An 18,334-nucleotide genomic window follows, 5' to 3' on the forward strand; every position below is an offset into this window, starting at 1 on the left:
TACTTTATTTCAAAATCCGTGTCATTAAATGTTTTAACGATATCTTCAGTTTTTTTAAATTTAATAACAGATTTACAGGTGCTATTTTGGGTTATTAAACTTTTTGATAATTGGTGTTAGGTGATTTTTTGTATCATCATCTAAAGTGCTTAAAGCTTGATCAGACTCTTGAGTTGAGAATTTAGATAATCCATAAATTCCAGCAGCAATTACATTATACGATTGATTTTTTGTGCTCTCAATCATCAGTGCTTTATAAGAAGAGTCTCCTGTTGAAGCCAATTTTACAATTGCAGCAGCTCTGGCATTTGTTTTTATATCATTTTTAGCAATGTCAAGCAATGTTTTAATGGCTGCATCTTTTATTTCACGATCTCCTAAATCAATTCCTTTGATGCTTAATGTTCGCAAATCATCCTGTTGATCTTTTAAACCTGCTAATAATACAAGCTGCGAATCATGACTTTTGTCTTTTGATGCAAATTTTATAGCTTCAATTCGGTTGTAGTAAGAAGGCGCATTTTTGTATTGATATAAATAATCAGAAGCATTTTTTTTATCTACATTAACTTCGCCAACTAAGATTTTATCTGCATCTAGATCTATAAATTCAGGTTTTGAAGGAAAGTCAAAACTGAAACTTTGTTCTTTTTTATTAATTAAAATATCCTTTCTTATTTTAGTTCCGTTTACATAAAAATCAACTTTTAGAGGCAATGTAAAGGTTTGTACAGCACTATCCTGAGATTGAGTGATAGTAATAATAATTTTTCCGTTAACGTATTTGTAATTTACATCCAGAATCGGACTTCCAGCATTATAATACCATTGATCAAAATAAGGCAGCCAGTCTTTTCCAGTAACTTCTTCCATCGACAAACGCAGTTGATGCGGTTCGCCAGATTTATAAGCATTCGTTGTTAAATAATGATTTAATCCTTTAAAAAATGCTTCATCACCCATTTGATTTTTCATGGCATACAAAATGATTGAACCTTTAGAATAGCTGATATTATCAAACATATCGTCGGCGTTTTTGTAATGAAAACGTGCTAAAATAGGACTGTTACCATTTTTTTGAGAACGAAAATAATTTTGAAGTTTCTCATAACGGGATCTGTCTTCCGCATCTTGTCCAGCGTCGTGACCGTGCCAAAGTACTTCTCCAAAAGTGGCGAAAGATTCGTTCATTGTTAAGTTTGACCATGATTCAGCTGTTACATAATCTCCAAACCATTGATGAAAAAGTTCGTGAGCAATTGTACTTTCTTGATTATCATCTAATAATTCTCGTTCTGTTTTTTGTACATATTCGCCATGAACTGTTGCTGAAGTATTTTCCATTGCACCTCCAAAATAATCTTTCACAACAATTTGCGCATATTTTGCCCAAGGATATTCTACGCCAAGCATTTTACTGTAAAAATTCATCATATCTGGCGTTTTATAAAAAATCTGTTTGGCATAAGGCGCATATTTTGGCTCTAAATAATAGCTGACTTCTTTACCATTATAAGAATCTTTATAGATTTTAAAATCACCAACAGCCATCATAAACAAATAAGGTGCATTTGGCTGTTCCATCTTCCAAACATCCGTTCTTGTACCGTCTTTATTTACTTTTTGAGAAGTTAATTTACCGTTTGACAAAGTGGTATATTTTGATGGAACTGTCATAGCAATTTCAGAAGTTGTTTTCTGATTTGGTTTGTCAATTGTCGGAAACCAGCAAGACGAAGCTTCAGTCTCGCCTTGAGTCCATATTTGCGTTGGTTTGTCTCCCTTTCCGTCAGGATTAATAAAATACAATCCGTTTGAGTTGGTAATCGATTCGCCGGCTTTGCTTTTCAGTTCTGCTGGTTTTGCCGTATAATCAATAAAAAGGGTATATTTTTCAGAACCTTTATACTTTCTGTCCAGTTTAATAAAAAGCTGTTCGTTGTCGTAAGTGTACTTTAAAGGTGTTTTTTTCTTTCCTTCTATGATCGAAATTTCTTTAAAATCCATCCCTTTTGCATCCAAAGTAAGCGAATCTGTTGCATAGAAATGCGGTTTTAAAGTAAGCCATTCTTTTCCGTACAAATGTCTTTTTCCATAATCAAAAGACACTTCCAGTTTTGTGTGTACCAGATCGTGAACTTTTAGTGGAGTTGCTCTGTAAATAGCTAATTGCTCTTTATCTTTTTCGGCATTTTGAGCCTCTATGTTTTGGCATGCTAATAAAGCAATGCTAAAAAGGGTGCATTTTAAAAATAGCTTGTTCATTTTGTGTAAGTTATATGTTTTTAAAGCTTTTCTATAATTCTAACTTCTCCGTCCTTTTCATCGGCTGTTAAAATATCCGATTGCTTTTGAGTATACATTTGTAAACTCCATTGAACAATTTTGTTCTCAGGATATAATTTAGCTTGATTTTGAATCCATTCTTCCGCTTTTTTTGCTGATGATGTTTTTTCGACAGCCCAAGCTGAAATAAGTTGATTTGCAGGTAAGAAATTCATAACAGTATTATCAATCTTCGGATTAAAAGAAACGATTTTTTGTAACGATTCTTTAGCTTTTTCTATACTGCCCAAACTTGTATAACATTGATAATCCATCCAATTTTCTAATCTTTCATCGATATTTTCGTCGTATGGTTTTCCAACACCTAAATTTTCTGGAAACAGTTTGGCATCAGCAATTAGCTGTAGTGCTTTTTTGTATTGTTTGTTTTTCATTTCGGCTAAAGCCTGCATCAATTTAGCTTCGTGATACAATTGTCTTCCTGCGGTTGCGCCTTCAAACGGAAGGATTTCTAACTTGGTTAAAAAGGCATCTGCTTCGCTGTATTTTTTATTGAGAAGTAAAGTTTTAGCATACAACATTCCCATTAAATAATTCTCTTTATGCTTTTTATAAAATGGTTCTGTTATGGCAAGTGCTCTGTCATATTGTTTCAGACTGATGTAATGCTCTGCTAGTAGCTTATTATATCTCCATCCTTGATTATCTAGTTTTAAAGCTTGTTGTAAACTTGCTGTCACGATTTCAGGATTGTCTTTCATTAAAGATGCTTTTGCCGCATAAAAAGCGGGATCAGCAGGTTTAGAACCGCATTGATTGAACAACTCTTTTGCTTTTGAAAGATTATCGCGATTCCATTCAATTAAAGCCAAATGATATTTTAACTGCCATTGGTCATTTTTCTTAATAAGATCTTCGAGTATAACAGCGGTTTCATGACGAAATGGAAAACTAAGTCCGGGTTGAATTTTACTTAAATCAACGGCTTTGTTTTCTAAAAATGCTTTCCAATAAATAATTTCAGCACTTGGAGCCGCTGTCGAGAAAACCTTTAAAGCCTCGTCCTTGCGGCCCAGATGCTGGTACCAGATTCCTAATTCAAGATAAGTTTGCTCTGGCATTTCGTTTCGTATCAATGAAGTGAAATTCATTTTTGCTGCATCTGAATTTGCCCAAAGAAAATTTTCAAATCCCGCAAAATGATTTAAAGGATCAACATTGTTTATTTTACTCAAGATTGCAACAGCTTTATTTTTATTGTTTTGTAAACGATATATAACGGCTAAAAGCTGTAATCCTTCTAGATTATTTTGATTATTCAGCAAGCTTTTTTCTGCATATTCAATGGCTTTTGTTAGGTCATTTTCGATAAAATAAATTTGACTTAAAGCAGTATAAGCAGCGCTTCGATATTCGACACTAGCGGCAGCAATATCAAATCCGTCTTTTGCATCAATATTATTTCCTAAATGCATATTGGCCAAAGCATAATAATAGTTTGCAGCAGGATCGTAAGTATTTATGGCTAAAGCTTTGGCAGCTGATTTGACTGCATCTTTGTATTGAAATTTGCGAATTTGCAATAAGGAAAGATCAGAAAGGGCAGGAGCGTAGTTTGGATCTTTTTTAAGACACTCGTTTAGCTTTTCCTCCGCTTTTATATAATCTTTAAAACTGATGTAGTTTTTGCCTTGCAGATATAATCCGTACATTGAATTGTTATCAAAATCTTTTGGAACTTCTAATGGACGGTTTAGATTTCCGTCTTCTGGTGCCGAATTCCAAACTAGTTTATTGTCTCCAATTGTCAATCTTAATTTGTTTTGATCAACTGCAGTTTGAATAGAATCTTTGAATACTTGTAAGGTATTAACTGAAATATCTTTAGAATAGATTTTTTTTCCATTATCAAAAACTTCCAATTTTTCATTTAATTTTTGAAGCGGAGAGAAGTAGATTTTCAGCCACCCGTTTTCATGTTTTACGTTTACAGCGCCATAATTATTCGCTTTTACAAAACCCTTAGTTTGTTTTACAGGAAACCAATATTCTGTCCAAGAATCAGTTTGATACGGTGCAAAAGAGCGTTGTTTAAAAGGAGTTAAATTGCTGCCTTCACTTGCTTGATTAAATAATCTGCCGCTTTGCACTTCTACATATTGACCATCAGTATCTGTAAGCAGTTTTTCCCAAATCATTCCCTGCTGCGACAATCCCCAAATCCAGATTTTTTTGCCGGGTTTGTCATCATAATTGCCATATCTTCCCATTCCAAAATCTTCATCATGGTAATAGCCGCCAAAGAAATCATTGTGTTTTCCAAAAACATGATACGATTTATAACCGCCAAAATCATTGTTTTTATAATACGATAAATCTTTGCCGTTTTTTTTATCAATCGGCCATTCGTTGTGTTCTCCATTATGACCAATGTAGCTTTGCCCTGGGAAAATAAACTGTAAATTTCCTGCTGCTTTAATACCAGTATTCATCCAAGTATAATAAGGCTGTTCTGACTCGGTCGAATTAAACCAAAACGAATTGGTCGTAAAATAGGCTTTGTCTTTTGGTAGATTAATATCTAATTTCCATGAAGTACGGGTTAGTAAATCTAAAACACCAATAATACAGCTTACACTGCCGTCTTCTCTAGTTATGGTGGTATAATCTACAGGAGTTGCACAGTTTGGAGTGTGTCCGATAATACCATAATTTCCTTCAACACCTCCGCTTGTCCATGGACCACGCATAGCAATGTCTCTAAACTTGATAACATGGTTGTTGTAAACAATATCTTTTCCAGTTGATTTTTCTATGGCCGACCACACTTTTCCGCCAATTTCAGGCAGAATTGTCAACTTAATATAATCGTTTTCAAGTTCGACAACTTTCCATTCCTTTTGCACAGGTTTATCTGTAAAACCATCAAAACGATAGTACGGATAAACTTTTGTATCTGGTTTAGGAATTGGATCTGGATCTGAAAAAGGATAGGTTGTAAACACCTTTTTATATTCCTTGATAGTTGGTTTATTTTGTGCATTGACAAACAGGCTTCCAAAAAGTAAAATCGATAAAAATGGCCTTAGTTTCATGTGGAGAGCTATTTATTTAGTTTTTAGATAGTATGAAGTCCCAGCGGGACGTTATATTTATAGAAATTAATGTTTGTTTCAAATAAGCCCTAGAGGGGTGATATTTTTCGTAATCAAATTAATATATCGCTCCGCTGGAGCTTTTAATTAAATTGTAGAAAAGCACTATAAATATTACGCTCCGCTGGAGCTTAAATGCATGAATTTATTTAACAATCAATAACCATCCTTTTCCTTTTGCTACTGGAATTTCATCTTTTGCAGTAAAAGTTTTTGCAGGCTGGAAATTGATAACTTCTGGAGCTGTAATTGTTGCTTTGGCAGGATTTATTCCAAGTTTTTTCCAATCGATGTTCAATTTCACATTTACATCGGCATCAGCCCAGCTTGCAATAGAAATTAATGCTGTTCCGTTCTTTTTGTAAACAGTTGCTAAAACTTTATCATTACTTGTTTTTACGGGACAGTTTTCACTCCAATATCCAATCATTTCAGAACCTTTAATTCCGAAAGAATCCCATAATTTCCAAATATTTCTAGGATCAGCATTGTTACTCCACGGAAGTCTGTTTGTCATTCCGTAAACCATTCCTCTCCACGGATTTCCTCCATCTTGCAGCATTTCACCCATTAGTCCAAAAGGAATCCCGCTTACTTCAGTTAAGAAAAAGTCAGGTTGTCCTTTTTCGTAATCAAAGTATTCTCCAAACCATAGTTTATTGATGTATGGAAAGTGCTCCATATATAAATTGGCGCTGTTATTAAAACCATCGCTTTTGTTGTACTGATTAGCACTATGCAAATCGATAATTCCTGGGTGACCGTCTTTGGTTAAAACTCTTTTAATACGTTTCATTGTGATTCTGTCAAAAGCAACATCATCCAAATAAATTCCGTCGATACCAACGTTTTGTGTTAACCAGTTCATTCCTTCTACATAGTAGTTATGCCAACGGTTCATACCGCTGTTTACAATTGCCGCATCTTTAATTTCAGGAACAAACCAAGCTGCGATATAATCATCGCCTACGTGTTCTTGAAGCCAAGAAAATCCGCCGCCTTTTCCTGGAGAATAGATTTCATGACCTAAGCTTTTTAAAGCAAAAGTTTCATAAGCTTTATTCGAAACTTCTCTTACGGTATTGTATATTTTTACTTTTAAACCTTTTTGGTGTGCTTCATCAATATAGTTTTTCATCTTTTTAAATTCGATAAAAGGATAATTTATATAAGGATTAATAGCATTTGCGTGGTGAATATTGATTACCGTTGCACCAGTTTGAGCAATAGAATCGATTGGGCTGTATTTGTGATAAAATTTATTATCCCATTGAAAATCTGTATTGATAGTATGAAATGGAGTGATCAATAATGTAAAGTTATAATACAAAACATCTCCTTTTTTCATGCTGCGAGCGCCGCTGTATGCGTTTACCAAAACAGATTTTTGATTTGGTGTAATGGTTATTCCGCCTTTGTTTTCGTTACCCCAAGAAGTTGGTAGTAATAATGGTTTTTGCAAATAGAAATTAGTGTTTAACGGACGGCTGTATTTTTCGTCTCTCAAAGAAAATTGTAATCCAGAATTTACAGCACCAATCCAAGCGCCATCTTGATTTTTGTGTGCAACATCCCATTTCCAGTCAAAAGATGCAGGACGATCACCGCCTTTTTGACCAAGTCCCATCATATATTTTGCAGATGTTGGCTGCATTGGTAACTGAAAATTAATGTCGTTGAATGAAGCATCTTCTAAAGCAGTAACTTTAACAGTATAATGTAAAAATCCATCAAATTCAATTCCGGCATTTACATCCATTTGAACTGATTTTGATGTAGATGTACTTTCCCAAGAAACGGTTCCAGCCTCTTTTTTAGTGAATTTTAAACCGTTGTTTTTCCATTGCAGCGATTCTTTTCCTGCTGCATCTACAAAATGAAATGTTATTGGAGCACTCAAAATATCATTTGGTTTTGTAGTGACAGTTGTCATTTCGGGCGTGAAAAAAGTTTGTATTTGAGTTGGAAAACCGTCAGTTCCTAAAACTAACTTTCTACCTAATAAAGAGATTTCAGCATCTTTTACTACTAGTGGAGTATAAGGTGCAATTACGGTATTTTCTTGAGCTAATGTAGAGTTTAACCATTTTAAACGAGTCATTTTTTCTGGGCTGTCAATACCTCCGTTTTTAGTAACTTCATTAGTTACTGTTATTTGAAGTGTGATTGCTGTAGATTTTCCGTCAGCGGTAACAGTTGCTTTTCCTGTATAATTTCCTGCGGCAGCAGTTTGCGGAACGTCAATGCCGCACCACATTGCCTGAACTTTTCCTTTTGAAACAGAAACAGTATTGGTAAAAGGAGTTCCGTCATATTTAGTTCCGTCAGTGTTGATACAGCTGATGTCTTTCCCTTCTATTGCTGCTCCAGTTGTACTTACTAAATTCGTAAAAGATACTTTTACATTTTTTAAATCTTCAAGAGCGTATACTCCTAATTGAAAAGCTAAATATTCACCTTTCTTTGCCGTATCAGAAAAATTGTTTTGTACTCCTTTTTCGATCCAGCGTTGTGGTAAATCACTTTTCATTCGAATAGAATGCAGTCTGTCTTCTGGGAAAACCAAAAAAGTACTGCCGCTGTTTTTAGCAATAATAGCAGAAGTTTCGGCAGCTGTTGCAATTACTTCCATCGGATAAAAACTATTAAAGGCGTTTATACTTTGAATTTCTGTAACAGTACAATTGTCTTTTAAACCTGTTTTTATTTTAGAAATCCATTGAGCATCTGCTTTGTTTTCTGCTTTAGCGTAAATTCCTTTAGGATAATTGGCTGTGCCTTCGTCAATATAAGGCATATAATAAACGTAATAAGTTCCTTTACCAGAAATTGGTTCAAAGTAAATTGTTCCGTTTTCTCTGTTGATGTTTTCTGTTTTTACATTAAGAACTTCTTTGCCAGCAGCATCTTGAACAATAATTTTTTTAAGTTCAGGTTTCTCATCTCTTCTGCGCCACTCAATCGTAGTTTTAGCGATATTTCCTGTACCGGAAAAGTTAACAAGAACACGATGATTTCCTAGTAAATTAGGATTCCAACTGTCGTTTCCGTCTGTATATTTTACTTGTGCAGTCAATGGAATACTGAAAATGAAAAGACACATAATCAATATGCTGCTTAGTATTTCGTTGTTTTTTAGGTTTAGTTTCATTGTGTTTTTATGTTCAAGTTAAAAAGTGTGCTTTATTATTTAGTAAACGGCTTTCCATCCGTTTTTTTTCCAATAGGCGATAATAGGTTTATATGGTCCGTATTTATGTTGTTCTTCAGAAAAATTATCACTAAAAGGGCTGTGTGCATAATCAATAGGTTTTCCCATTTTATTAGGATAATCTAACGTTTTAGGATTTGGTCTTTCATGAATGGCATCATTATTTACGTAGGCAGCAATATCTAGTGCTTCAGCATCTGTAAGATATGGTTTTCCTAAAGTTACTTTGTCATACGGCATATTGCTTTTTAACCATTGTGCTTGTTTGATAACGCGGTGCATACTTGAGCCGGGCTGATAGGCATATTTTCCCCATAAAGGCGGGTAAGTATAGCCTGACTTATCTGCATTATAAACTCCTTCACCATCATTTCCGTGACAGCGTGCACAGTTTTCAGTAAATAAAGCTTTTCCTCTTTCTGGACTTGCCGCAACATCTGGAAACTCAATTTCTAGATTTTTTGCGCCTTTAAATTGTCCGTCTTTTGGAACAAATTTGCTGATCCATTTAAAATAGGATAAAAAAGCAACCATTTCTTTTCCGTCAAGCGGAAGCGGTTTTCCTGAGTGTGGTCTCATTACACAATTGTTTACACGTTCAGCAAGTGTAAGCACTTTGTTTTCGCGTCCGCGATACTGAGGATAATTATCATGTGAGGACATTAAATTGAAGGCATGAGGTTTTGTACCAGCATCTTGATGACAGTTGGTACAATTCATTTTGTTGCCTAAATATTTTCCGTTAATACCATTTGGACCAATATAATAAGCCGTTTTCAGCATCAATTCACGGCCATAACGTACAGATTCTCCAAATTCATCATCTGGAATTTTTGAAGTATCGATGCTAATATAACCTTCATCATCAGCAGTGGTTTTGGCTGCCAAAGTCTGAGAGTTGGATTTGGTGCAGGAATTGAAAACAACAATTGGCAATGCTGAAAAGAGTCCAATAAGAATTATTTTTTTCATGACTAAATTTTTTAATTTAAAAGAAAAGGTTTCATGTTTTCTTCTGGAATAAATTGTACGCGATAAGGTGGTATTTCTGACTCTAAAGCCCAAAGTAATACTCCTTTTTTGTTGGTTAAAACCGTTATATGTCTTTTGGAACAGCAGACTAATATGAGATCTTTATTAATCATATAGGCGCTTCCCATTCTATCGTTGTAAATATCTTTTGGCAGATTTACATGAAAATCAAGTTGTACTGCTTTGTTTTTTTCGTCTACTTTAAGTGCAAAAACTGATGATTGCTTTTTGTCTACACCATTATCAAAAAACATTAAACTTCCGTCTTGATTAATATGTGCTGCGTGTGCCTGCGAGAAATCGCTATCCTTAGCCATTTTCATAGTGCCGTTTCTTCCTAATTTCCAAATTACTTTTCCAGATTTAGAATCAACTTTCCAAATTTGTCCATTGTTGTAAAAAGAGATTAAAAAATTACCGTCTTTATCATAATTTAGGCTGTTGGCGTGCATCCAGTCTTTTTTAGTTTTCAATAAAGCTTTGTCTTTCATTGGATCGAGATCATCAAAAACACTCCATTTCCAAATTTGTTTTCCTTTTTTGTCTAGAATCAGGATTCCATCACCATTTATAGTGTCTCTCTTTTTTCCACCAATTGCAGATAAGTCTGTTATTTTAGCATCAACAAATAAAGTAACAATCTCATTTGCTGATTTTTTTATGATTTCATGATGGATAACTTGTTTAAGATCCCCTTGTCCTTTTTTAATATGTGTTAAAGTATCGCCCTGCAGGTTAATTTCTAGAATTTCACTGCCGTAACTTGTAGGTTCATCATTGGTTCCTAGAATAGAAAGTATAGTTTGCTCTTTTGTGAAATGTGTTACTTTAAAACCAGTATTTTCTACTGTATGATACCATCTAATATTTCCTTTGTAATCAACAATAAAAGCTGTTCCCGGTGTTTCTCTTTTAGCCATAAGCATAAACCCTTTTTTGAAGTTTTGCGGTAAAAGTTCCGGTTTTGGAGAATTTGCTTTGAACTTTTTTTGCAGCCATTCTGGCAGTTTTCGTGATTTAAAATTGTACACTTTACTGCTGTCTTTTTCATTTCCTTGTACTGTAATTAGTTTAAAATTATAGTCAGTTTCGGGAATTATATTAAGAAGCACTAAAGAATGCGAAAGCCCTTTTTTTGAGATTGGAGAAATTATCTTGTTTTTAGTTCCATTTTTTGCAGTCCAATATTCGGCATATACCTGTACATCGTCATTCGTAGTAACAACGATTTGAATTTTCAATTCGTTGTTACTATGAGTCCCAATATTAATTTTTGTGATATAATTACCTTGTTTTTTGGAACAGCTTGCAAATGCAAGTATTACCAAAATAAAGCTCCATTTTAAAATTAGTTTTTTGATCATTATAAAGGCTTTTTTGAATGAAACAGAAAAGTGCTTTTTTGTATAAAAAAATCAAGAATAGACAGATTATTTAACTGTCTATTCCTGATTTAAAATTTATTTATTGCCTGTCAGCATTACTCAATTTTGGATTAAGATCAACTTGACTTTGCGGGTAAGTATAATATTTGTTTTGCGGCATTTTGATAAGTGCAGCTTCGCCAACTCTAAGGTGATAAGCATTTACCAGAACATCATATTTATTCATTCTGATTAAATCAGCACGACGTTTTCCTTCATAAAAAAGTTCCCATCCTCTTTCTTGTAAAATAGCATCTCTTAATGAAGCCTGAGTATGTTCTGATAGAATTAATAGTTTTGCATGTGATCTTCCTTTTACTTGATTAATAAGATCTACAGCTTCAGCCGTTGGGCCGCTGATTTCATTTAAGGCTTCAGCTCTGCTTAATAATACATCTGCATAACGTAAAATATTCACACTATGACCGTCATAATACGTTGTAGTTTCATCATCAGCATATTTTCTAGTTGCTACATCCGGCATATAAAGTACGCCAGCAGGAGGCTGCGCACCCAATGTTGGTGCTTGCTTGTGCAATAAGCCATCTGATCCCATAAACTCTGGAAAGAAACATTTTTTTCTATCATCTTCATTACCAAATGTATTGAAGAAATCCCAGTTTACTGTATAATATTGCCATCTGTTTTGTACAACTGGATGATCTGTCGGCCCAAAATGGTTCAATAATTCTGTTCCGTTTACATTTGCATCACTAAGCGAAGAAAAGATATTTTCTGAGCACCATTTGTTACTTTCTTTAAATAATCCTAAATATGACGGGTAAAGACTGTACTGGTTCAAGTTCATTACTTGCTGCGTAAGTGTTGCTACTTTTTGCCAATCATGACTGCGCAGGTATAACTTTGCCAATAATGTAAGTGCAGCGCCTTTAGTAGCACGAGCTACATCATTAGTACCATAAATTGGATTATTCTGGTAATTTAAAGGCAGTACATCTGCAGCTTCATTCAATTCTTTGATCAGGAAAGCATCTATTTCTTCTACTGATGAAGGAGCTATTTGTTCTAAGTAAGCTGGGTTTCCTAAATTAGCTTCTGTAATTAAAATTACAGGCCCCCAAGAATCTGTTAAGTCCATGTATGAAGATGCTCTCAAAAATTTGGCTTCAGCAATAAATTGTGCTTTTTCGGCAGCAGTTATTCCAGACATTTTGGCGATATTAAAAATTGCGTTATTTGCATTGGCAATCAATTTATACATCGCATTCCAGTCTTCTTGAAGCAATCCGTTACTAGAATTCCAAGTTCCTAATGACAATTGCCCTGGATCTCCACCAAATTGGCAATGACCTAAATCTGTAGCAATATCTGTTAGAGCAAAGTGTCTTGTGGCCCAGTACGAAAAGTTATCGCCCACAGAAGGACCTTTTAGTCTGCCATAAACGGAATTGACTGCAGCAATAGCATCTGACTTTGTTTGATACCCATTGGTATTTGTCAAACTACTATATACCGTAGGTTCAAGATCCTGATTACAGGAAAATTGTACTCCAGCAGCTAGTAATAGTAATAATATTGTATGTTTTTTCATTTTAATAAATTTAAATGTTACTAAAAAAGCTTTTTAGACTAGTGAATAGTCACTTTTATGCCTAAAATAAACGTTCTAGAAGCTGGGAAAGAGTTAAAATCAATTCCTCCACCAATGTTTTGCGCTGTAGAGCTGCTTGTATGTCCATTTATTTCAGGGTCGTTTCCAGAATAATTTGTTATGGTCAATAAATTCTGTCCTATAGCATACAATCTAATATTGTCGATAAATTTTACTTGTCTTAATGCACTTTCTGGAATAGAATATCCGATAGAAACATTTTTTAAACGAATGTAAGATGCATCTTCAACAAATTTTGAATTTACGTAACTGCCATAAGTACTTTTGTAGTAACCGTCTCTTGGAATATCTGTGTTTTCATTAGTTCCAGCTACCCAACGATTTAGAGCGTCTGTGCTTGTGCTGGATTCTCCTACCATTTTTGTCATATTATAAACAGAATAATCAAAAGCTCCTTGAAAAAAGATATTCATATCAAAATTTCCAAATCTAAAATCATTGTTGAAACCTGCAATATAATGTGGTGTAGAATTTCCTAAGTATGTTCTATCATCAGCAGTGATTTTTCCATCTCCCGTAAGATCTTCATATTTTGGATCTCCAGGTTTAGATAAAGGCTGTGGAGCATAAACTTCTCCAGTTTTGATTACGCCGGCATATTTAAATCCGTACAATACTCCCATTTCTTTTCCTGGCTCTAATCTTGTAAATTCTCTTCCAGAAACCGTTCCGCTTGGGTTAGAAGTATTAGTACTAATAATTTTAACATTATCAGCTAGAGATATAACTTCTTGTTTATTGTAAGCAACATTCAAAGAAGTTGTCCACAGGAATTTATCATTTCTATAGTTTGTAGTGGTAATTCCAAGTTCAATACCTTGGTTGTCAATAACTCCAGAGTTCATGGTTTGATTGTTAAAACCCCACCATCCACCAACAGGCACTCTGATCAATGCATCAGTCGTTCTCTTTTTGTACACATCAATCGTTGCCGTTATTTTACTGTCTAAAAATCCCATGTCTAAACCTATATTGGTTTGCGCTGTTTCTTCCCATTTTAAATTAGGATTTGGTAAATTTTCAGGTTCATTGGCACCTACGAAACTATCAGGAGCAATTGTTGCGCCCCAAGATTTTAATGTGTTCATGTACGCATAATCTCCAATACCGTCATTTCCTGTAATACCGTAACTTACTCTTAATTTAAGTTCAGAAATCTTATCTAATTTTTGCATAAAAGGTTCGTTAGAGATTTTCCATGCAATAGCACCAGAAGGGAATGTTCCGTACTTATTATTTGGTCCAAAACGAGAAGAACCGTCTCGTCTCAGCGTAAAAGAAGCTAAGTATTTATCATTAAAGGCATAGTTTAACCTTCCAAAATAAGAAGTTAATTTTGTCTCCAATTTTTGCGTTTCTGGTTTCAAATACACTTCAGCACCTTGTAAATTGTAATAAGTTAATACATCACTCGAAAATCCAGATCCAGAAGCTTTCATTCTTTCGTAAGTATCTTTTTGATTTGAAGTACCAATCATTGCTGTTATCGCATGCTGCTCTTTAATATTAAACTTATAAGTTAAATATTGTTCCGTACTCCATCTAAAATAAGTTTTATTTTCTTCAGAACCAGTTCCTTTCAAAGCAGCTCCTGCAGTTAAAGTTCTTGGTGTATATTTTCCTTGAATGTTTTCCTGCCATTCAGCACCCGCGCCAAAATGATACGTTAGACCTTTGATAATTTCATAATCTAAAAACATATTACCATTAACCATTCTATTAATAACATGATCGGTTGGCTCTAATAAAAGCGCTAATGCATTATCCTTACCTAAGTATTTATTGTAAGTCCCATCAGCATTATAGATCGGAAGATTAGGGTAGGCAGTCTGAATTGAAAACATTGGCGATAGAATATTATCTCCAAAGTCACTATTATTTCCTTCTGTCGCGGCACCATAAAAATTGGTACCCATATTTAATTTGCTATTAAATCTTTTTTCGCCTCCCATTCTCACACTGTATCTTTCGAAATCAGTATTTTCAATGGCTCCGGTTTGTTTGATATAATTTCCAGAAAGAAAAAATTTAGATGTTTGATCGCTTCCGCTAAAAGTAAGAGATCTGTTTAGTACTTCACCCGGACGCGTTGCAGCATCAAACCAATTTGTATTGGCCACAGGAAGACTTGCTGGAAAAAGAGGAGGTCTTCCGTTTTCAAGTTGAATTGCATTTTGAATGTCAACAAATTGCTGTCCGGTTAGTAATGTAGGTTTATTAATGATGTTCTGAAAACCATCAGAAATCTCTGCTTCAACCTGCATTTTACCTAATTTTCCTTTTTTAGTCGTAATCAAGATTACACCATTTGCTCCTCTTGAACCATAAATAGCAGTAGAAGAAGCATCTTTCAATATCTGAATGTTTTCAATATCGTTTGGACTGATAGAACCTCCTGAACTTGTAATAAAACCATCAACAACATATAATGGTCCATTTGAATTATTAATGGAGTTTCCTCCTCTAATAACAACATTTGGAGTAGTTCCAGGAGCATAACTGTTTTGTTGTACTTGAACTCCAGAGGCACGACCTTGAAGAGCTTGTCCAACATTGGCAATAGTTCCTCCTAAATTTAGATTGTCTTTTCCAACAGAGCTCACAGAACCAGTAAGGTCTTTTTTTCTAGCTTTTCCATATCCAATAACAACTTCCTCTAATTTTTGACCAGCTTCCTTCATAACAATTTTTAGAGGTGCGCTTCCTATTGTTACCTCTTGGTCTTCCATACCAATGTATGTTATAATAAGTTTGGTCGCACTATCAGGAACGGTAATCGCAAAACTACCATCAACATCAGTTTGAACACCTGTTTTGGTGCCTTTTATGGTTACGTTTACACCTGGCAGGGGAAGTCCGTTTTGATCTGTTACTTTACCCTTTACCGTTTTTTCAAAAAACAACGAAGTATTGTTTTTAGAAGACACATTTACAGGAGTCGCTGCCGAAGCTTGAAATGTGAAAACTAACAACGAAAGAATCGTGAGTTTAATTTCTTTCCCGGATAAATTGTTAATCCGAAAGTCTCTAGGTTTTTTTTGGGTTAATAATTTCATACTCTTAATTGGTTTTTGGTTAATAAAAATTGTGTTTTTTGTTTTGTAGGTTTTCTTTTCTTTTTACTTGGTTTTAAATTTAGGTTTCCTCTTTTTTCGAATTATAATTGAGTCGTTTTTCGTTCATAAATACACTCTTTATTTTTGACCTAATTTTAGAGTTTTTACCCATTTTTAGTCATTTTTATAAGAGTAAAAAATGCTTTAAAAAGACTTTAATTAACTTATTTTTAAGATTATTATATAACGAAACTATCAATTATATTTTTACTAAACAAGAAAAAACACAAAAAATGTGCTCGAACACATAAAAAAAATGTTCTCGAGCACATAAAATTACATAAAACATTTTTTTTTACTTAAAAAGATAGAATATCTACAAATTAAGCAGCGATTAAAAAGATCAGTAAAATTGAGGGTTTTTTACTTGAAAAGGTTATTTTGTTGTATTGACGGTGTTGTTTTATTAAAACTTTATGAAATTCGTAATGATAATATTGGGTAAATGATATTTTTGGGTCAATTTTTATTTTTTATTTGAGTTTGTGTTTTTTTTCTTTAATTTTAAACTACTTTAGTGATCTCGAAAAAAAGCAAAAAATAATGACGTTTTTTTGTGTCATTTTTGGTTTTTGAAGAAATAAAAAAATTAACAAATTTTAAGAAATATAATTGTGAAAGAATATCAAGTAATTTTAGTAGAGAAACAAGGGCAAAATTCTGATGAAATTTTAGATTTTAATACTTGGGAAAAAGCAAACTGTTTGACTGATTTTTGCTCTCCTTGGAAAAGTGATTCTATTTCTAAAATTGAATTTAGAGCTTACTGGGATCTTGAAAATCTCTTTTTTAATTTTAGAGTTTTTGATACTGATGTTTATATCGATAAAAAAGATGATAGTATTGATAGTATCGGAAACTCAGATAGAGTAGAACTCTTTTTTAGAAAAGATGAGAAACTAACTCCTTATTATTGTCTCGAAATGGATACTGAAACAAGAACTATGGATTTTGAGGCTTATCCAGACAGAAAATTTGACTTTAATTGGAATTGGCCAAAAGATAATTTACACTTAAAAGCTTCAAAAGATGAAAAGTCTTTTACAGTTGAAGGTAAGATCAGTGTAAAATCACTTGAAGAATTAGATTTAATTCAGAATAACATAATTGAAACCGGTGTGTATAGAGCTAAATTTTCTAAAACAGAAAATGGCGCATACGAGCCAACTTGGATTTCATGGGTGAATCCAAATACTGAAACACCTAATTTTCATACCGCTTCTTCTTTTGGAAGATTTATTTTGATGAAATAGTTTTTTTAGAGGCAAAGGTTCAAAGGGGCAGAGTTTCGGAGGTTTTAAAACAAAAAAATCTAATCTGCTAAATTTGCGTTCCATTTTTGGTTTGCAAATTTAGCAGATTAGATTTTTAGTGTATATATGATTTTAAAAAACTTGGTGTCTGTCTTCGCGGCAAAACGGATTAAGCGTAAAACGAAGCATTTTCGACATTAATAATATCGATAGGAAGTAAAATAGTTTCAGGAATATCTTTTCTAAATAAAAAGTGTTCAACTAAAGTACTGACACCTAAATAAGCTTGTCTTTTTTGATTTTGGTGAATTAAAAAATGAACCAAACCTTTATTTAAGAAGTTTACATTCTTCTCAATTAAATCATAACCAATAATTGCAATTTTTTTGTCTTTTGCAGAAGTCAATAGAGAAGCAATTTGATACGCTTTAGAAGTCGTAATAAAAATACCTTTCAAATTAGGATGTTCTTCTAAAAAAGCGTTGAATTTAGTCTCGATATTTGAGTGTTTTAGTTTTAAAGTTGTTAAATTGAAATCAGAAAGATTTTTCTCTTCAAAATAATTTCTAAAACCTTGTTCCTTTTTCTGCATGTGAACTGCATTTTTAAGGCTTTCATCAATGTGTATAATTGCAATTTGACCTTTTGGTAAAATCAAATTCATTAAACTGGCAGCAACACGACCGCTTTTGTATAAATCTTGTCCAACAAAACTCTTGATAGAAGAAGATTCAACTTGGTTATTAAAAGTATTAACCATAATATTCAATTCGTCATACTGCTTAATAATTTCAAGAGTTTCTTTATGAAATAAAGGCGCTATTAAAACCGCATCAGGCGATTGATTGATGATTTTTTCGTTTGTACTTAAAAATGATTTAGTACTTTCAGGATTAAAATAGTGTGTTTCAATAATAACGCTGTAAGCTTTAAATTCAGTTTTTGCATCTTGAATGCCGTTTACACATGGCAGCCAGTACGGATCTATTTCCGGATCAGGCAGCAAAACACAAATACGATAAATCTTATTGTTTTTTAAATTACGAGCAATTAAGTTAGGTTCATAGTTAATCACATTCAAAACCTCGTTTATTTTGTCAAGTGCTGTAGGAGAAACCTTCCCTCTGTTATGCAAGACTCTGTCAACAGTTCCTTTAGAAACTCCTGCCATTTTTGCAATATCCTTAATTGTGTACTTTTTATCCATATAAGCAAATATAGAAA

9 protein-coding genes are annotated in these 18,334 nt (G+C 33.6%); 1 reads left to right on the forward strand and 8 read right to left on the reverse strand.

Annotation, left to right across the window (positions count from 1 at the left end):
• Nucleotides 1-81: 81 nt before the first annotated feature.
• From BOW57_RS07665 to BOW57_RS07695, 7 genes are all read right to left on the reverse strand, one after another.
• A complete protein-coding gene (locus BOW57_RS07665; protein ID WP_129053630.1) occupies nucleotides 82-2,265 on the reverse strand; it encodes a M1 family metallopeptidase in 2,184 nt (727 codons plus the stop codon).
• 20 nt (nucleotides 2,266-2,285) lie between these two features.
• Complete coding sequence (locus tag BOW57_RS07670; protein WP_129053631.1) at nucleotides 2,286-5,381, reverse strand: DUF5107 domain-containing protein; 3,096 nt, start codon at nucleotides 5,379-5,381, stop codon at nucleotides 2,286-2,288.
• A 205-nt stretch (nucleotides 5,382-5,586) separates the two neighbouring features.
• Nucleotides 5,587-8,592 carry a glycoside hydrolase domain-containing protein gene (locus BOW57_RS07675; protein ID WP_241687411.1) on the reverse strand — a complete coding sequence of 1,002 codons (3,006 nt, stop codon included), beginning with the start codon at nucleotides 8,590-8,592 and terminating at the stop codon, nucleotides 5,587-5,589.
• Between the two features lie 39 nt (nucleotides 8,593-8,631).
• The gene (locus BOW57_RS07680) at nucleotides 8,632-9,624 is read right to left on the reverse strand and encodes a c-type cytochrome (RefSeq protein WP_089055131.1); all 993 of its coding nucleotides are present in this window, start codon (nucleotides 9,622-9,624) and stop codon (nucleotides 8,632-8,634) included.
• Between the two features lie 11 nt (nucleotides 9,625-9,635).
• A complete protein-coding gene (locus tag BOW57_RS07685; protein WP_129053632.1) occupies nucleotides 9,636-11,048 on the reverse strand; it encodes an aryl-sulfate sulfotransferase in 1,413 nt (470 codons plus the stop codon).
• Between the two features lie 100 nt (nucleotides 11,049-11,148).
• Nucleotides 11,149-12,660 carry a RagB/SusD family nutrient uptake outer membrane protein gene (locus BOW57_RS07690; RefSeq protein ID WP_129053633.1) on the reverse strand — a complete coding sequence of 504 codons (1,512 nt, stop codon included), beginning with the start codon at nucleotides 12,658-12,660 and terminating at the stop codon, nucleotides 11,149-11,151.
• 38 nt (nucleotides 12,661-12,698) lie between these two features.
• Complete coding sequence (locus BOW57_RS07695) at nucleotides 12,699-15,797, reverse strand: TonB-dependent receptor (protein ID WP_129053634.1); 3,099 nt, start codon at nucleotides 15,795-15,797, stop codon at nucleotides 12,699-12,701.
• Nucleotides 15,798-16,471: 674 nt separating this feature from the next.
• Between BOW57_RS07695 and BOW57_RS07700 the strand changes: the two genes are divergently transcribed.
• Nucleotides 16,472-17,110 (forward strand): sugar-binding protein, encoded by a 639-nt coding sequence (locus tag BOW57_RS07700; protein WP_129053635.1) that lies wholly within the window; start codon nucleotides 16,472-16,474, stop codon nucleotides 17,108-17,110.
• A 169-nt stretch (nucleotides 17,111-17,279) separates the two neighbouring features.
• On the opposite strand, the gene BOW57_RS07705 is transcribed toward BOW57_RS07700, so the two are convergent.
• Nucleotides 17,280-18,317 carry a LacI family DNA-binding transcriptional regulator gene (locus BOW57_RS07705; protein ID WP_129053636.1) on the reverse strand — a complete coding sequence of 346 codons (1,038 nt, stop codon included), beginning with the start codon at nucleotides 18,315-18,317 and terminating at the stop codon, nucleotides 17,280-17,282.
• Nucleotides 18,318-18,334 lie beyond the last annotated feature (17 nt).

It is taken from the genome of Flavobacterium sp. YO64, from assembly GCF_004119505.1.
GTDB lineage: Bacteria > Bacteroidota > Bacteroidia > Flavobacteriales > Flavobacteriaceae > Flavobacterium > Flavobacterium oncorhynchi.